Consider the following 14,573-nt stretch of genomic DNA (forward strand, 5'->3'; position numbering starts at 1 on the left):
TATTTTGTTTAATGATGAGTCGTATTATGAGTTTATCTCCCTTACAGCGTTATGAGCAAGCCATCAGCACGGATGAGTTTACTCGTGATGAGCAGCAGTATTTGGCGATGAGTTACTTGGATGGTCTTTACCATCAGCTCAATGATAACGCGGTACAGAAAAAAGGCTTTTTTAGTTTTTTAAAAGCAAAACCTGTTGCACCCAAAGGTTTGTATATGTGGGGCGGGGTAGGACGTGGTAAAACATGGATGATGGACATGTTTTATGATTCATTGACCATTGAGCGCAAGATGCGTCAACATTTTCATCATTTTATGCAGCGGGTACATCAAGAGCTATATAAGCTGCAAGGCGAGAGCGACCCGTTAGAAAAAGTCGCTGATATCATCTATGCTGAAGCGGTGATTATCTGTTTTGATGAGTTTTTTGTCTCTAACGTCTCTGATGCGATGATTTTGGGTGATTTGTTCACCATGCTATTCAATCGCGGTATTACCTTGGTAGCGACATCAAATATTGAGCCATCTGGACTCTATAAAGATGGCTTGCACCGAGATCGCTTTATGCCAGCTATTGCCGAAGTTGAGAAGCATACCAGCGTTATGAATATCGACTCCGGTATTGATTATCGCTTGCGTGTACTGCAACAAGCTGAGCTATACGAGTCGCCCATGACCAAAGCCAATCATCACTGGCTCGCCAACCGTTTTGCCAGCTTGTCTAACAATCAAAAATTCAGTAATGAGCCTATCACTGTTAATGGTCGTGAAATCAGGATTAATGCGCGTACCGATGACATCTTATTTTGCGACTTCCGTCATTTATGCATGGAGCCGCGGTCGGCATCTGATTTTATTGAAATCGCTAAGCAGTTCAGCACCGTACTTATCAATGCCGTACCAGCGCTCGATGATGATTTGCGGGATCCAACACGACGTTTTATTTATTTAGTTGATGAGTTTTATGATCGCCGTGTCAAATTATTGGTGCGCGCGCAACAGCCGATTCTTGAGTTATATCAAGGACAAAAACTGGCGTTCGAGATTGAACGTACACGTTCGCGCCTGCTTGAGATGCAGTCAGAAGATTATCTGAAAATGGAGCATCGTACTGAAGATTCGGATGCAGCATAGATTTTATTCAATTCTTTAAATATTAAAAACCAGTTGTTGTCCAATACTGTTGGCTACTCTATAACAATATAGCAGCAGCTGGGTTGTTTCTACTTATATCCCATAAAACTATAATAATATTACCTATAATAGGCAAATGTGCCTAACCGCTAAACACTTATAATAATGAATAAGGATAGACCATGAGTACCTCTGAAAAGAGTCACAACCATAATAATGATGAGCCAAATAATACCGAAAGTCCGATAGTAACCAACTCACAAGTGACCGATGAACAACTGATCAATTGGATTAAATCGAGGCGCAGTATCGGTAATCTGAGTATCCCTGCACCGACAGAAAGCCAGATAAAAGCCGCTATCGATTGCGCAGTGACTGCCCCAGATCATAAGAAACTACAGCCATGGCGCTTTATCGTCACACAGGGTAATGCTCGTCATGAGCTAGGTCGTGCATTTTTGGTGGCAGCTGAAGCCAAAGCAGCACAAGAAGGCGATACCCTATCTGAAAAAGATCGGCAAAAAACTTATAATATGCCATTACGTGCACCCGTTATTATTACTGTCGTCACACAAATGCAAGCGCATAAAAAAGTACCACCCTTTGAACAGATGCTTAGTGCGGGTGCGGTGGTTCAAAACCTCATCTTAGCGCTAAAGGCACAAGGTTTTAGTACGGTATGGCGTACTGGGTTACTTTGTAATGAGCCTGCTGTTAAAGCATATTTCGATGTAAGTGCAGATGATTATGTTACGGCTTTTGTTTATACCGGCACCAGCACTTGTGATATGCCAACGCGCAAGCCGATTGATATTGAACCACTGACGCGCTTTGAGCAATAAAAGTCTTTATTGCATAATATAGTGGGCAACCAAGAGCATAGCTAAGTAATGACTTAACGAGAATGGCTGTTTGGCTGAGCTAGTAGCCTAAAAAATACTGTTAATTTGTACAAATAATTGTTCATACATTTTGCTGCGCTCACTGTATACTCAGCATAAATGAATTTATCACAAAGTCAGTTAATTCGGATAAAACATATGATAAGCGCTAATGACAAAAGCACAGATACCAACGTAGACAGCACTCAAGCTGAGCAAAAAATAGCTGAAAAACAAAATAAATTGTTATCTGGTATCATTGAGCGTGCTACCAAATCTAGTCTTGGACGTAAAAAGTTAAATCCAAGTGTGGTGGAATCTGCCGTAGCAAAAAAAATGGAAGAGATACATAAAAATCCGACCAAGCTGCGTTTAGTAGTATTAGGCGGCGGTAGCTTTGGCACCGCCATGGCAAACTTAGCGGCACGCAATGGCTGCGATACCACGCTGTGGGTGCGCAACAAGCGTACGGTCAAAGCGATGGCAAAATCGCAAATGAATAAAAAATACTTGCCAGGCTATAAGCTTGATGACCGCCTAAAATACAGTCATGAGCTGCAAGCCGCAGTCAAAGATACGGATATTATCTTCATTGCCGTACCGGGATTGGCGTTTCGCGAAACGCTTAAAAGTATCGCCCCTTTTATTAGTGGGCAGTCTATTGTTTCTTTGACCAAAGGGATGGAAAAAGACACTTTTTCTCTGATGAGTGACATCATCAAAGACGAGCTACCTGAAGTAAATTTTGGCGTGATGTCTGGTCCAAATCTTGCTATAGAAATTATGAAAAACATGCCTTCTGCCACGGTAATCGCTAGTGAATCTGAACCACTGCGTCATGCCGTACAAGCGGCATTACATAGTGCTTTCTTTAGAGTATTTGCTAGTGATGATATCCGCGGTGTTGAGCTTGGCGGCGCGTTAAAGAATATTTATGCCATTGCTATGGGTATGGCAGCTGCTTACGAGGTTGGTGAAAATACCAAAGCGATGATATTGACCCGTGGCTTAGCAGAGATGAGTCGCTTTGGTGTACATGCTGGTGCCAATCCGCTGACCTTTTTAGGGTTATCAGGTGTCGGGGATTTATATGCCACTTGTAGCTCCGAGTTAAGTCGTAATTATCGTATTGGTAATATGCTTGGTCGTGGTATGACGATTGATGCAGCGGTCAAAAAATTGGGACAAACTGCTGAAGGTGTGAATACCATTCAGCAAGTACATGAAAAAGCCACTAAAGAAGGCATTTATATGCCTATTACTCATGCGTTATATGCCGTCATTTATGAAGACAAAGCGGCGCTTGGTGTTGCCCTGCATTTGATGGAAGCAGGCTTTCGTAGTGATGTTGAATTTGTCATGGAGCACGACCACAGTAATGCTTCGCTGACCGCGCAAATGCAAACTGCAAACAGCCAATCAAAAGAGGATAAAAGTAAGCAGGGTAATAAGTAATAAGAGGTTGTTAGCGCAATAGCAATAGCGTGTCACTAAAAGAGAGTTACTTATAATTTGAACTGGCGATATAACAACAATAAAAAAGGCTGATAACTTATGAAAATTATTTTGATGCGCCATGGTCAAGCAGAAGACGAGACGCGTCCCGATAGCGCCCGCCAGCTGACGGATTTTGGTCAGCAGCAAGCAAAGCAGACCGCAAAATATATCACTACGCATTATCATCCCGATTATTTTTTGGTCAGTCCTTATGCGAGGGCACAGCAAACACTGGCAGAACTACAGGCACAATTGCCTACTGTTCCATCGAGCATACAAGACAGTCTCAAGCCGTCTGACGATGCGCGTCAAGCGTTAAATGAGATTGCTGATATTGAAGCTAAGTGTCTGGTGGTGGTTTGTCATATGTCTATCGTTGCTTATATCGCAGGGTTGCTAACCAGTGACTATCCTGAGTCTTTTTCTTTGGCAGAAGCACGTGTGTTTGAGATGGATTTTGTGATGGCAGGTATGGCACGCGAGATTGCCCGCTTTGTACCGGATCAGCCTTATTAATCTAAGTTATTATTGATGGTTAATAATAGTGCTGCTGTTGATGGTCCTAGATCATCTGCATTTTAGCTAAACGATAGCTTTGATATATTATGGCTTTAACAATTGAGGACACATTTGGTGTTACATGTTTGGTTAAGAGCGCAGCACAGTCCACTAGCGGTCTGGCATGAAGACAGTCAACACTGGCAGTTGGTCGAGGGTTGGCAGCAGCTACAGGATATCTATAGTCGCTATAAAGCAAATAGCCAAAAAGCCATTTGTCTTTATTTTCCATCTAACCATATGCTACAAGTCGATACGGAGCTAAACAGCACTCAGCTTAAGCAGTTAGGCAGTAGTGGCAAGCAGTACTTATTTGAAGAGACTTCTTTAACGCCTGTTGAGCAATTAGCTATTCGACAAATGAGTCATAACAACACGCACCATCTATATGCGCTGGCACAAACTGATATCGAATTATGGCAACAGAGCGCAAAGCTTGCTGGCATGAATATCGTTGCTTTATTGCCTGATTTTCTATTATTGCCACTACCAGAAGAAGGGGCTGGGCAGCAAATCACCCTATATCAAGACAAAGAAACTGTGTTGCTTCGCCAATCTTTATATCAAGGTATGGCAGTCAGCTATTTACCGCTAATTTTTGAGCGTTTTCCGCATTTAAGCGAGGTTTTGATAGTACCTGCCATTGATGACCCTGTTTACGATACCGGCTACGTTTCTGACATCATTACGACTGATAATGAGCTTGCTAATCGAACTGAGATTGAAAACTCTATAGCAGCAGGCAGCTTTACCGCGATTACAGCTGACATGATAGCTGAGCATCAACTGTTATTAACCACACTAGTGACGACGCCAAAATCACTTGATAACGCAGAGCGTCATGCGCTAAACTTTTTTGTTAAGTCAATGGATTCGCAGTTGTCGCCTTATCTTCGTGTGGCGATGATGGTGGCGTTATCGGCACTGGTATTGCAGATGGCGACCGATGCGGTGCAGTGGTATCAATATAATGAGGCAACAACTGCGACCAAGACTGAGATTGCGACACAATATCAGTCTTGGTTTCCAAATGAGCCACTCAGTACGCGTACCAAACTACAAGTTCAATTAGAGCCAAAATTGCGTAGCGATAGCCAAGCACCCGCGTCACATATGGCAGTCCTTTCGCGTATATCCCCTTTGATTAAACAGTCGTCATTAAAGGCGCAAGCATTGGTTATGCAGCCTTCGGCACTTAGCTTTACGTTGATTGCTCCTGATCGCGGCAGTCTTGATCAGTTTACTGCTACACTCGTCGCGCAAGGTCTAACGGCAAAACTAGAGCAAGTGAATGGTAATGAGCAAGGGCAGTTTAGCGGTCAAGTAACGGTCAATGTCATAGAAAACAACAGCAGTGTCGGCAATAAAGGGTAATGATGAAAATACTACAGCGCCGTACCAAACGTAGCACAACGATGCTGCAGAAAAGTGCATTATCAGCGCGAATGACAGGCTATCAAAACCTGCTATTTGTACGCTGGCAAGCACTGTCTTCTCGTGACCAGTTGGCTTTGCTATTATTGTCTGCTTTTTTACTACTGTTTATTGGCGGTTATGGCGGTTATAGTATTCATCAGGCAGCCAATCATAGCAAAAGCGAGTACCAAGAGCAGGTTGCTGATTATTTTTGGTTGCGTGCTCAAGCAGGTAATATAGATAGTAATGCGTTAGCGGCTGCCAATACTACTGATGGTGCAGAGGTAATACCTGCTACTAGTAGTGTCAATGCGCTGTTGACTAACTCAGGCATTGTAGATGCGCAAGTGATTGCTAATGGTAATACGGTACAATTGAGCTTTAATAATCCGAGTCAAGCGGTGGTGAGTGCTGCCCTTGGTAAGCTTGAACAACAAGGCTGGCAATTCACTCAGTTGTCTATGCAGCAAGATTTACTCACTAAAGCGATTCAGGTTCAGGCTACCGTGACCTTATCATAAAGGGGCAAGAGGCATGGGGCATGGGGCATGGGGCATGGGCATCATGGGAATAAAGTTTACTCAAAAGTAGTCAGTAGCTTTTATGCTAACAAACCCATTTATACAGCAGACCTTATTGAAAAAGTGCTTCTTAGACACTATAAAATAGCTATAACAAATGTTTCACTTTAAAATTCATGACTCATTTATGTGTAGGGTTTTATAATCAGCACAATATGCTATGTATGCCATGACAGGTGATCATATAAATAATCCGATGAGTGATAATATGAATAATAAACAAAGCCGCTCTTTAGTAACGTATAACCACATTACGTATTTATTATATGTACTCAGTTATTTTACTGCCGGTTTGCTATGGATTGTGCCTATCTTTATGAATTATGCCAAACGTCGTGATGCTGATGGAACATGGCTTGCCACGCACTTTGACTGGCAAATTAAAACATTTTGGTACAGTATTGTGTGGTTTATCGTGGGTATTGGCATCATCACTTTTGCTCTTGGTAGCTTTGGCGTGAGTATTATGGCGGATAGCGGTAATATCGCTGTCGGCTCGGTATTACTGGCTAGCATTGGTTTTATTATTATGGGCGTTGCCTTTATTTGGCATTTATACCGTATCGTGCGAGGCTGGATTGCTCTGGCGGATGGTCGACCTGTCCCTTAATAATTGAGCTATATCTTACTATAGATAGCTACTCTCTATATCTTACTATAGAGAGTAGCTATCTATAGTCGATTCCAAATAAAATAGATACGCTATATTGCAACGCGGAACTGGAATAAATTTTTCTGGCGTGCTGTGCCTACGCCGACAGAGGCTGCGTAAAATTTATTCCAGTCCCGCTGTATCGTTTTAATACTGAATTCACTATATATTCTCTATAGTAAAATTGGCTGATGAAACTTTGGTCTTATTTCGACTAAGCTGATATAATCGCTGCGCTTGACCACATTGGTTTTCTTTATTCATTTTCACTTTCAAGCAGGGTCTGTCGTTACTATGTCTTATGCCTTACTTCGCCCTTTTTTGTTTAATATGGACCCTGAACACGCGCATGAAATGACCTTATCCTTATTGGATAAAGCTCATAAAGCGCGTGTTTTAGGTTTGGTTTATGGTCAATCTATGCAGCCAACTGATTGCATGGGCTTGCAGTTCTCTAATCCTGTTGGTCTCGCTGCTGGGCTAGATAAAAACGGCGATTATATTGACGCCTTAGCTGAACTTGGTTTTGGCTTTATCGAAGTAGGTACGGTCACCCCAAAGCCGCAAGCCGGTAATGATAGACCACGTTTATTTAGGCTCAAACAAGCAGACGCCATTATTAACCGTATGGGTTTTAACAATGAAGGTGTCGACTACCTCATTGAAAATGTGCAGCGCTGTAAATACAAAGGCAATATCGGCATTAATATCGGTAAAAACGCTGCAACGCCAGTTGAAAAAGCGGCTGATGACTATGTTTACTGCTTAGAGCGTGTTTACCCACATGCTTCCTACATCACTGTCAATATCTCTTCGCCAAATACCGCAAATTTACGTGACCTGCAAAGCGGAGAAGCATTAACCCATCTGTTAGATGCGATCAAAAACCGCCACAGTCAATTGGCAACAGAATACGGTTTTTATGTGCCATTGGTTCTTAAAGTCGCGCCTGATTTAGATCCAATACAGGTAGATTATATCTCTCAGCAACTGCTGGATTTCGAGATTGATGGTTTGATTGCGACCAATACCACATTGAGCCGCGTAGGCGTCGAAGATTTGCCCGATGGCGATCAAGCAGGCGGTTTATCAGGTCGTCCGGTCAGCCACATTAGTACGCAGATTTTACAACAATTCTCTGATCAGCTGGATGGTAAAGTGGCATTGATTGGGGTCGGCGGTATCGATAGCGGCGCTAAAGCTGTCAAGAAAATCGAAGCGGGCGCAGATATGGTTCAGCTTTATTCAGGGCTTATTTATAAAGGGCCTGGGCTTGTACAGTCTTGTATACAGTCTATCGGTGGTTATTACGACGCAATGGAAAATTAATTGTAGCTATATGGATTAGATTAAAAGTATGAAGGCTTGTTATCTAATACTTAATTCAACACCTGATACAAAAGATATAAAGTAACGAGGCAGTATACATGAGTGGTTTAGACATTGTGATTGCTGTTGTGGTGCTAATAGGCTTATGGCGCGGCTTTCAAGTGGGTCTGATTAAGACGGCAGTTGGTTTGGTTGGTTGGTTTATCGCTCTTATTGCAGCAAGTCGATTGGCCGCTTCCGTAGCACCGCAGTTATCGAGTATCATCCAGAACCCTGTTTTACAGATGGCTGCTGCTTTTTTATTGGTAGTGATTGCGATATTGGCTATCATGCACTTGGTTGCTTTTGTCTTTTCAGGTGTCTTAAAAACCTTACGTTTGGGTGTACTTGATAAGATGGCAGGTGGCCTATTAGGTGCTGCTAAAAATGTGCTGATGGTTTTAGTGATTCTTAGCATTAGTGCGCCACTATTGGTACAAATGCCGCAGTGGCAGACATCCGTACTGGCACCTGAGCTGTTACCTTATGCACCTGTCGGTAAAGCGCTCGTCTCAGATATGTTTGGGATGGCTTGGGATCAGGTCAATCAATCATAAGGGTTGAATAAAAAGCTATTCAACCGCATCTAATATTCGTAAAATACCATCCATCAATTATCACTGCTTAATTATTAGCTTAATCATCAACCGTTTGTGTCATAGATCATTCTCTTCTTAAAAAGATTTTAATCTTAGCAAACATCATCAGCTTGGCGGCATATGATAGGTCACAAACTAAAGCGATTTTATCAGTAGTAATGCCGTTATTGTGTTTTTAATGTGTGGTTCAAATTCAAAATAGGATACAACTATGTGTGGAGTCGTTGGGGTCGCAGCTCATGAGCCGGTCAACCAAATTTTGTATGATGCCTTAACCATGTTGCAGCACCGTGGGCAAGATGCGGCAGGTATTGTGACTTTACAGGATGGACGTTTATATTTACGCAAAGAAAACGGCATGGTACGTGACGTTTTTATGAATCGCCATATGTTAAAGCTGGTCGGTAAATTCGGTATCGGTCATGTGCGTTATCCGACTGCTGGCACGTCAAGCAGTGCTGAAGCGCAGCCTTTTTATGTCAACTCGCCTTACGGTATCACGCTGGCACATAATGGTAACTTGACCAATGCTGAGAGCTTGGCGAAGTCGCTTTATCAAGAAGATCGTCGTCATCTAAATACCGACTCAGATTCTGAGGTTTTGCTCAATGTGCTGGCACATGAAATGCAAAATCTAGGCAAAACCCATCCAACGCCTGCTGACATCTTTGAAGCAGTGACAGCGGTTTATGGTCGTGTTGAAGGCGCTTATGGCGTAGTCGCTTTGATTACTGGTCATGGTTTGCTAGCATTTCGTGATCCAAACGGTATTCGTCCGCTCATCTTTGGTAAGCGCATGGCTGCCAATGGCGGCACAGAGTACATGGTAGCATCAGAATCGGTTGCTTTGACCGGTTCAGGTTTTAGTATTGTTCGTGATGTTAAGCCCGGCGAAGCTATATTTATTGATTTAGACCATAAATTACATACGCATCAGTGCGTTGAGCAAAAAGAATATACACCTTGTATCTTTGAATATGTGTATTTTGCCCGTCCAGATTCTATTATGGACAATATCTCCGTTTATAAATCACGCCTACGTATGGGTGAAAAACTGGCCGATAAAATCCTTGCTGAATGGGGTGAAGATCATGATATCGATGTGGTCATTCCTATTCCTGATACCTCGCGTACCTCAGCGATGGAGCTAGCGCTAAAGATGAATATCAAGTACCGTGAAGGGTTTATGAAAAACCGCTATATCGGTCGCACCTTTATCATGCCAGGTCAGCAGCAGCGCAAAAAGTCAGTGCGTCAAAAGCTTAGTGCGGTACCATTAGAGTTTAAAGGTAAAAACGTACTCTTGGTTGACGATTCAATCGTCCGCGGTACAACCTGCCATGAGATTATCCAAATGGCACGCGATGCAGGCGCGCGCAAGGTATTCTTTGCCAGTGCAGCGCCACCGGTTAAGTATCCAAATGTCTATGGTATTGATATGCCAGTGCGTAGCGAACTTATTGCGTCAGGACATAGCGTTGAAGAAGTGCGTGATATCATCGGTGCTGACCGCTTAATTTTCCAAGATTTGGACGATTTGATTGAAGCGGTCAAAGACACTAAGCATAGTAAAGTTGAAGGTTTTGATTGTGCCGTATTTAATGGCTGCTACATCACTGGTCAAATCAATGAAGCGTATCTTGAGCATCTGCAAGAGCAGCGTAACGACACTGCTAAAAAGGGTAAAAAAGGGCTACAAATAGTCGCTGATACGCCAGTAGATATGATGGGTGTAGAAGAACTTTAAGCCTCTTTATATCTTAAAATAAAGTAATTAAAAAAGGCTGGATTCTCAATGAATTCAGCCTTTTTGCTATTAAATTTATTGTCAAAATATATAGTTTTAAGAGTGATTCTTTAAATTAAAAAAGCCTTGAACAACCATAAAAAGCCATTAATTGCAGTGATACCGACCACCATGCTGACCAGTAATTGACGGCTAATATGATAGACAAACAATACCAATAATAAAGCGCCTATTTGTGCCATTAATAAATGTACTTCTGCGCTACTGATATCGATATTTTGTGACAAACCTTGATAAGACAAGCTGGTCAAAATAAGCAGTACCATGACCGATAGCGGTAAACTTTCATTTAATCGATGCAGCCAAGGCGTATCCAGTAGCTTTTTGGGTATTAAAGCGGGTAGAGCGCGGGTAATAAAAGTCACTGCGGCCATCGCGAACGTTGCAAAAATCAGATAACTACTGCTCATTATTGCCTCCTTGCACACTGCGCTGCACCCAAACTCCACGGACTAAAATCATAAGCATACAAATCGTAATCGCTACCAATAATAACCAGTTACTGGTAAAAAAAGAGGCGATGACTAAAGCAATGACAGCAATAATAATAGGGAAATAACGTTTGATACTTTGGAATTGCTCATAAGCTAAAATCGCAAACAGACAGACCAAGGCAAAGTCTAAATGTGGCACCAAATCACTGAGTGCACTACCGATCATTACACCAATCGCACCTGCTAATACCCACCAGCTTTGATTGAATAAGCTTATGGGCACTATCAATGCTTGTCGTGATTCATTCGGCAAACTGGTCATCACCGAAAAAGTTTCGTCAGTTAGAGCAAACAAGCAATAAGTCTTGGCTATTTTGTTCTTTGGCAGATATTGTAATAACGGCATGCCATAAAAAACATGACGCAAGTTAATAGCAGCAATATTGGTTGCGATATTGCCAATCGGTAATCCAGCACTTAACATTGGTAGGCAGGCATATTGAGCGGCACCCGCATACAACACCACGCTGAGCATAATCGTTGCCCATACTGGTATACCAGCAACTTGCGCAAGCACACCAAAGGCGATGCCCGCTGGCAAATAACCCATGGCGACTGGTAAGCTTTTTTTAAAGCCTTCTCCCCAGTCATAGCCCTGTATCTGAGTTTGATTGATCTCATTTGATTGAGTATTCACGTCACATCCTAGTTTTTACCATTCTTGTTTATTATTAAATTTTAAAGGGAGCTTAATAGTGTAATGGCAATCGGTCAATGGTCAAGTTGGAGTTTTTCATAGCTGCTAGTTTGATGAGCATGGTATAAAAATCCAGCAAGTATCAGCATTCTTAGCAACAATAAACACCATACGCTGAGCCAGATGCCCGTCATAGCCCACTGCTGATAAAGCAACCAACTCAATGGGAAAAAGATAGCCGCTAATATAAGGGCTGCATTGCGAATAATGCTACCTGCTGTTAAACCAAAAAATATCCCATCTAACCAGTAAGCACCAACCCCGACAAGTGGTAACAGGACAGCATATAAATGATAGTCATAAGCAAGCGTAAAAACAGGTTCGATATTGGTCATAAACTGTAAATATGTGGGCATGGCAAGCCACCATATTGCACTTAGCAGAATAGCAAGACCGTAGCTGACGATGCCGGTACGTTTCACGATAATGCGAAAGCGTGACCAATCTCGTCGACCTGCTGCTTGTCCACTTAACGTCTCAGCAGAGACTGCCACCCCGTCAAGGGCAAAGGCTGAGATGCTCAATACTTGTAATAAAATAGCATTGGCAGCGAGTATGACGTCACCGCTTTGAGCAGAGAGTCGAGTAATCCAAGCAAAGCTTAATGTTAAAATAAGCGTACGAATAAAAATATCTTTATTTAATGAAAATAGCCTAAGCATCTTATCTTTATTAAAATGCTGCGGATCAGCAGTAAATAACGCCTGCCAAGAGATTTTCAAATGTAGACGACTTAACCATAATGCCAATACTACGCCCAACCAAAACGCAATCGCTGTACCCAATGCAACACCGACCAAGCCCATATCCATTGCAAAAACAAAAAATAGTGTCAGAATGATATTGAGTATAGCGATAAAACCTTGTTGATATAGCATATAACGGGTCTTGCCTTGACCTGCAAACCAGCCAATAAAAGCAAAGTTCATTAGCTCAGCAATCACACCCCAAAAGCGCACATTTAAATAGGTCTTTGCTGCATCGCCGCTATCAGGATTGGCGGCAAGCGCTTGTAGACCAAAATCAATGAGCCAAGGTTTTACCAGTAGTAAAACGGCACCAATCATAAATGCCAAAACCAAAGCGCGTTGCAAGATGGACAACAGCGGTGATTGCTGACTAGGATTATTCTTTAGAGTATCGTTATGAGCGGTATTTTTATTAGCCAGCTGTCCTAGCGCCTGTGCCGAAAGTCCAGATGAAGCATATTGCAAAAAGTTAAAACTGACGAGCAATAGTGATAGCAGTTGTACTGCAAGCCCGATACCAGCAAGTTTTGCCGTATCATTCATATTGCCAATAATCGCCGTATCAATGACGCTTTGGAGTGGCATTGCAAGATTTGCCAATAATACTGGCAATGCAATAGCGATAATACGTGCATAGCGAGTATCAATAGACGGCATAGGACGTGGCGGTAGCATAGATGACATAAGGCAATCGCTTAGATAGGCAGATTAAGAATGCTCATAGGTAGTGCTAAGGATAATAACTTATAGCAGCGCTAAAATTTTTAGGTATTGATTTGATTTTGACCATTATACATAAACAAAAGCACCTAGAGTCTAGGTGCTTTTTTCATGATCACGCTTATCTACTCACTTAATAGAGAATTTACCAAGTGAGCAGGGGTGCCATTATCAATCTTGTTCAAACATCTTTGGATCATTGAAAGTCACGATTTCTTCTTCAAACTCAGGTTTTACTTTGACGATAAAGTCATCACGTGACAGACCCATCGCTAGAGGAATCGAGCTTGCAATATAGGTAGAGGAATAAGTACCAGCAAGTAAACCAATAAACAGTGCCGCTGAGAACCAGAATAAGCCATCACCGCCCAAGAACAGCATTGCTAATACCACTAATAGCACGGTTGAGATAGTCATAATCGTACGGCGTAGTGTCTCTGTTAATGACAAATCAATGGTTTGACGCGGACTGATCCCGCGGACACGGCGGAAATTTTCACGGATACGGTCATAGACAACGATGGTATCGTTCAATGAATAACCAATCAATGCCAAGATGGCTGCTAGTACTGTTAAATCGAATGGGAAGCCAAATAAGGCAAAGACACCGATGGTCACGATAGCATCATGGAACAAGGACAATACCGCGCCAAGTGCCAGTTTGAACTGAAAGCGCAGGGCGACATATCCCAGCATACACGCTAGTGCAAGCACAATTGACATGACTGAGCTTAAATAGATCTCGTTACCAACTTGACTACCGATAATATTCACGTTGCTGATTTCAACATCGTTATTAGGTAGCGCTAACGCTTCGCTCAAGCTGTTGTTAAGACCATCAATGTTATCAGATTGAGGCGGCAAACGTATTAGCAGCTCTTGCGAGGTGCCTAGGTACTGCACGACTGCATCATCAAAGCCATTATCTGCCAACGCAGTAACCACATCACCTTGCTCAACGGATTGCTCATAGCGCACATCTGCTGACACGCCACCGGTAAAATCAAGACCAAGGTTCAAGCCATTGACCGCAATTGCAATGATACTACCAATCACCAAAATGATTGATAAAATGCCCATTGGCTTTTCTAGCTTCATAAAAGGGATGATACGCTGATCACCGACGGCTTTGATACCCCCTTCGGCATAGGCAGCAGCATCTTCAGCGGCATCACCTAATGCTAAGCTAGGATCAAGAGCAGTAGTCGCGAATACTTGACTGTCTTTATTAGCGCCTTTGCCAGTACGCTGAGTTTTACTGGCTGATTTCTTAGCAGTGGCGTTATTGGTTTGGGTATTGCTACCTTTGCCATCACGGCGCGGTTTTTTACGCCCACGCCCACTTGCTTCACTATTTGAGCCGTTGGGTTCTGGATTGTTCTGTTTTTCTAGAGGATTGTTATTATCGATTGCCATAGTTT

At 42.5% G+C, this 14,573-nt stretch carries 14 protein-coding genes; 10 read left to right on the top strand and 4 right to left on the bottom strand.

The window, feature by feature from the left end; all coding sequences use genetic code 11:
• The first annotated feature begins 26 nt into the window (after window positions 1–26).
• From zapE to purF, 10 genes are all read left to right on the top strand, one after another.
• Entirely contained in the window at window positions 27–1,133 is a 1,107-nt protein-coding gene (gene zapE / locus PCRYO_RS05630) for a cell division protein ZapE (protein ID WP_041753069.1), read from the top strand.
• 182 nt (window positions 1,134–1,315) lie between these two features.
• Complete coding sequence (locus PCRYO_RS05635) at window positions 1,316–1,975, top strand: nitroreductase family protein (RefSeq protein ID WP_011513432.1); 660 nt, start codon at window positions 1,316–1,318, stop codon at window positions 1,973–1,975.
• A gap of 198 nt (window positions 1,976–2,173) precedes the next feature.
• Entirely contained in the window at window positions 2,174–3,469 is a 1,296-nt protein-coding gene (locus PCRYO_RS05640) for an NAD(P)H-dependent glycerol-3-phosphate dehydrogenase (RefSeq protein WP_041753072.1), read from the top strand.
• A gap of 99 nt (window positions 3,470–3,568) precedes the next feature.
• On the top strand, window positions 3,569–4,027 hold the full coding sequence (sixA, locus tag PCRYO_RS05645; RefSeq protein ID WP_011513434.1) for a phosphohistidine phosphatase SixA: 459 nt from the start codon (window positions 3,569–3,571) through the stop codon (window positions 4,025–4,027).
• Window positions 4,028–4,144: 117 nt separating this feature from the next.
• Window positions 4,145–5,443 carry a type II secretion system protein GspL gene (gene gspL, locus PCRYO_RS05650; protein WP_011513435.1) on the top strand — a complete coding sequence of 433 codons (1,299 nt, stop codon included), beginning with the start codon at window positions 4,145–4,147 and terminating at the stop codon, window positions 5,441–5,443.
• Window positions 5,443–6,006: a type II secretion system protein GspM gene (gene gspM, locus PCRYO_RS05655; RefSeq protein WP_226939337.1), complete on the top strand. Its 564-nt coding sequence runs from the start codon at window positions 5,443–5,445 to the stop codon at window positions 6,004–6,006. The genes gspL and gspM overlap by 1 nt, the downstream gene beginning before the upstream one ends.
• Before the next feature lie 268 nt (window positions 6,007–6,274).
• Window positions 6,275–6,676 (top strand): DUF4870 family protein, encoded by a 402-nt coding sequence (locus tag PCRYO_RS05660; protein WP_226939338.1) that lies wholly within the window; start codon window positions 6,275–6,277, stop codon window positions 6,674–6,676.
• Between the two features lie 336 nt (window positions 6,677–7,012).
• The gene (locus PCRYO_RS05665; protein ID WP_011513438.1) at window positions 7,013–8,047 is read left to right on the top strand and encodes a quinone-dependent dihydroorotate dehydrogenase; all 1,035 of its coding nucleotides are present in this window, start codon (window positions 7,013–7,015) and stop codon (window positions 8,045–8,047) included.
• A 98-nt stretch (window positions 8,048–8,145) separates the two neighbouring features.
• Window positions 8,146–8,643 carry a CvpA family protein gene (locus PCRYO_RS05670; RefSeq protein WP_011513439.1) on the top strand — a complete coding sequence of 166 codons (498 nt, stop codon included), beginning with the start codon at window positions 8,146–8,148 and terminating at the stop codon, window positions 8,641–8,643.
• 253 nt (window positions 8,644–8,896) lie between these two features.
• Window positions 8,897–10,432: an amidophosphoribosyltransferase gene (gene purF, locus PCRYO_RS05675; RefSeq protein ID WP_011513440.1), complete on the top strand. Its 1,536-nt coding sequence runs from the start codon at window positions 8,897–8,899 to the stop codon at window positions 10,430–10,432.
• 110 nt (window positions 10,433–10,542) lie between these two features.
• On the opposite strand, the gene PCRYO_RS05680 is transcribed toward purF, so the two are convergent.
• The 4 genes from PCRYO_RS05680 to secF form a co-directional block, all read right to left on the bottom strand.
• On the bottom strand, window positions 10,543–10,902 hold the full coding sequence (locus PCRYO_RS05680) for an AzlD domain-containing protein (RefSeq protein ID WP_011513441.1): 360 nt from the start codon (window positions 10,900–10,902) through the stop codon (window positions 10,543–10,545).
• The gene (locus PCRYO_RS05685) at window positions 10,892–11,623 is read right to left on the bottom strand and encodes an AzlC family ABC transporter permease (protein WP_011513442.1); all 732 of its coding nucleotides are present in this window, start codon (window positions 11,621–11,623) and stop codon (window positions 10,892–10,894) included. The genes PCRYO_RS05680 and PCRYO_RS05685 overlap by 11 nt, the downstream gene beginning before the upstream one ends.
• A gap of 74 nt (window positions 11,624–11,697) precedes the next feature.
• Window positions 11,698–13,116 (bottom strand): MATE family efflux transporter, encoded by a 1,419-nt coding sequence (locus PCRYO_RS05690; protein ID WP_011513443.1) that lies wholly within the window; start codon window positions 13,114–13,116, stop codon window positions 11,698–11,700.
• A gap of 207 nt (window positions 13,117–13,323) precedes the next feature.
• Window positions 13,324–14,568, bottom strand: a complete 1,245-nt coding sequence (secF, locus tag PCRYO_RS05695) for a protein translocase subunit SecF (RefSeq protein WP_011513444.1) — start codon at window positions 14,566–14,568, stop codon at window positions 13,324–13,326.
• Between the last annotated feature and the right edge of the window lie 5 nt (window positions 14,569–14,573).

The organism is Psychrobacter cryohalolentis K5, assembly GCF_000013905.1.
GTDB classification, from domain to species: domain Bacteria; phylum Pseudomonadota; class Gammaproteobacteria; order Pseudomonadales; family Moraxellaceae; genus Psychrobacter; species Psychrobacter cryohalolentis.

Excerpts from the sequence above, each read along its gene's own strand:
- zapE (WP_041753069.1), top strand. The coding sequence starts at position 27 with ATGAGTTTATCTCCCTTACAGCGTTATGAGCAAGCCATCAGCACGGAT.
- PCRYO_RS05635 (WP_011513432.1), top strand. The coding sequence starts at position 1,316 with ATGAGTACCTCTGAAAAGAGTCACAACCATAATAATGATGAGCCAAAT.
- PCRYO_RS05640 (WP_041753072.1), top strand. The coding sequence starts at position 2,174 with ATGATAAGCGCTAATGACAAAAGCACAGATACCAACGTAGACAGCACT.
- sixA (WP_011513434.1), top strand. The coding sequence starts at position 3,569 with ATGAAAATTATTTTGATGCGCCATGGTCAAGCAGAAGACGAGACGCGT.
- gspM (WP_226939337.1), top strand. The coding sequence starts at position 5,443 with ATGATGAAAATACTACAGCGCCGTACCAAACGTAGCACAACGATGCTG.
- PCRYO_RS05660 (WP_226939338.1), top strand. The coding sequence starts at position 6,275 with ATGAATAATAAACAAAGCCGCTCTTTAGTAACGTATAACCACATTACG.
- PCRYO_RS05665 (WP_011513438.1), top strand. The coding sequence starts at position 7,013 with ATGTCTTATGCCTTACTTCGCCCTTTTTTGTTTAATATGGACCCTGAA.
- PCRYO_RS05670 (WP_011513439.1), top strand. The coding sequence starts at position 8,146 with ATGAGTGGTTTAGACATTGTGATTGCTGTTGTGGTGCTAATAGGCTTA.
- purF (WP_011513440.1), top strand. The coding sequence starts at position 8,897 with ATGTGTGGAGTCGTTGGGGTCGCAGCTCATGAGCCGGTCAACCAAATT.
- PCRYO_RS05680 (WP_011513441.1), bottom strand. The coding sequence starts at position 10,902 with ATGAGCAGTAGTTATCTGATTTTTGCAACGTTCGCGATGGCCGCAGTG.
- PCRYO_RS05690 (WP_011513443.1), bottom strand. The coding sequence starts at position 13,116 with ATGTCATCTATGCTACCGCCACGTCCTATGCCGTCTATTGATACTCGC.
- secF (WP_011513444.1), bottom strand. The coding sequence starts at position 14,568 with ATGGCAATCGATAATAACAATCCTCTAGAAAAACAGAACAATCCAGAA.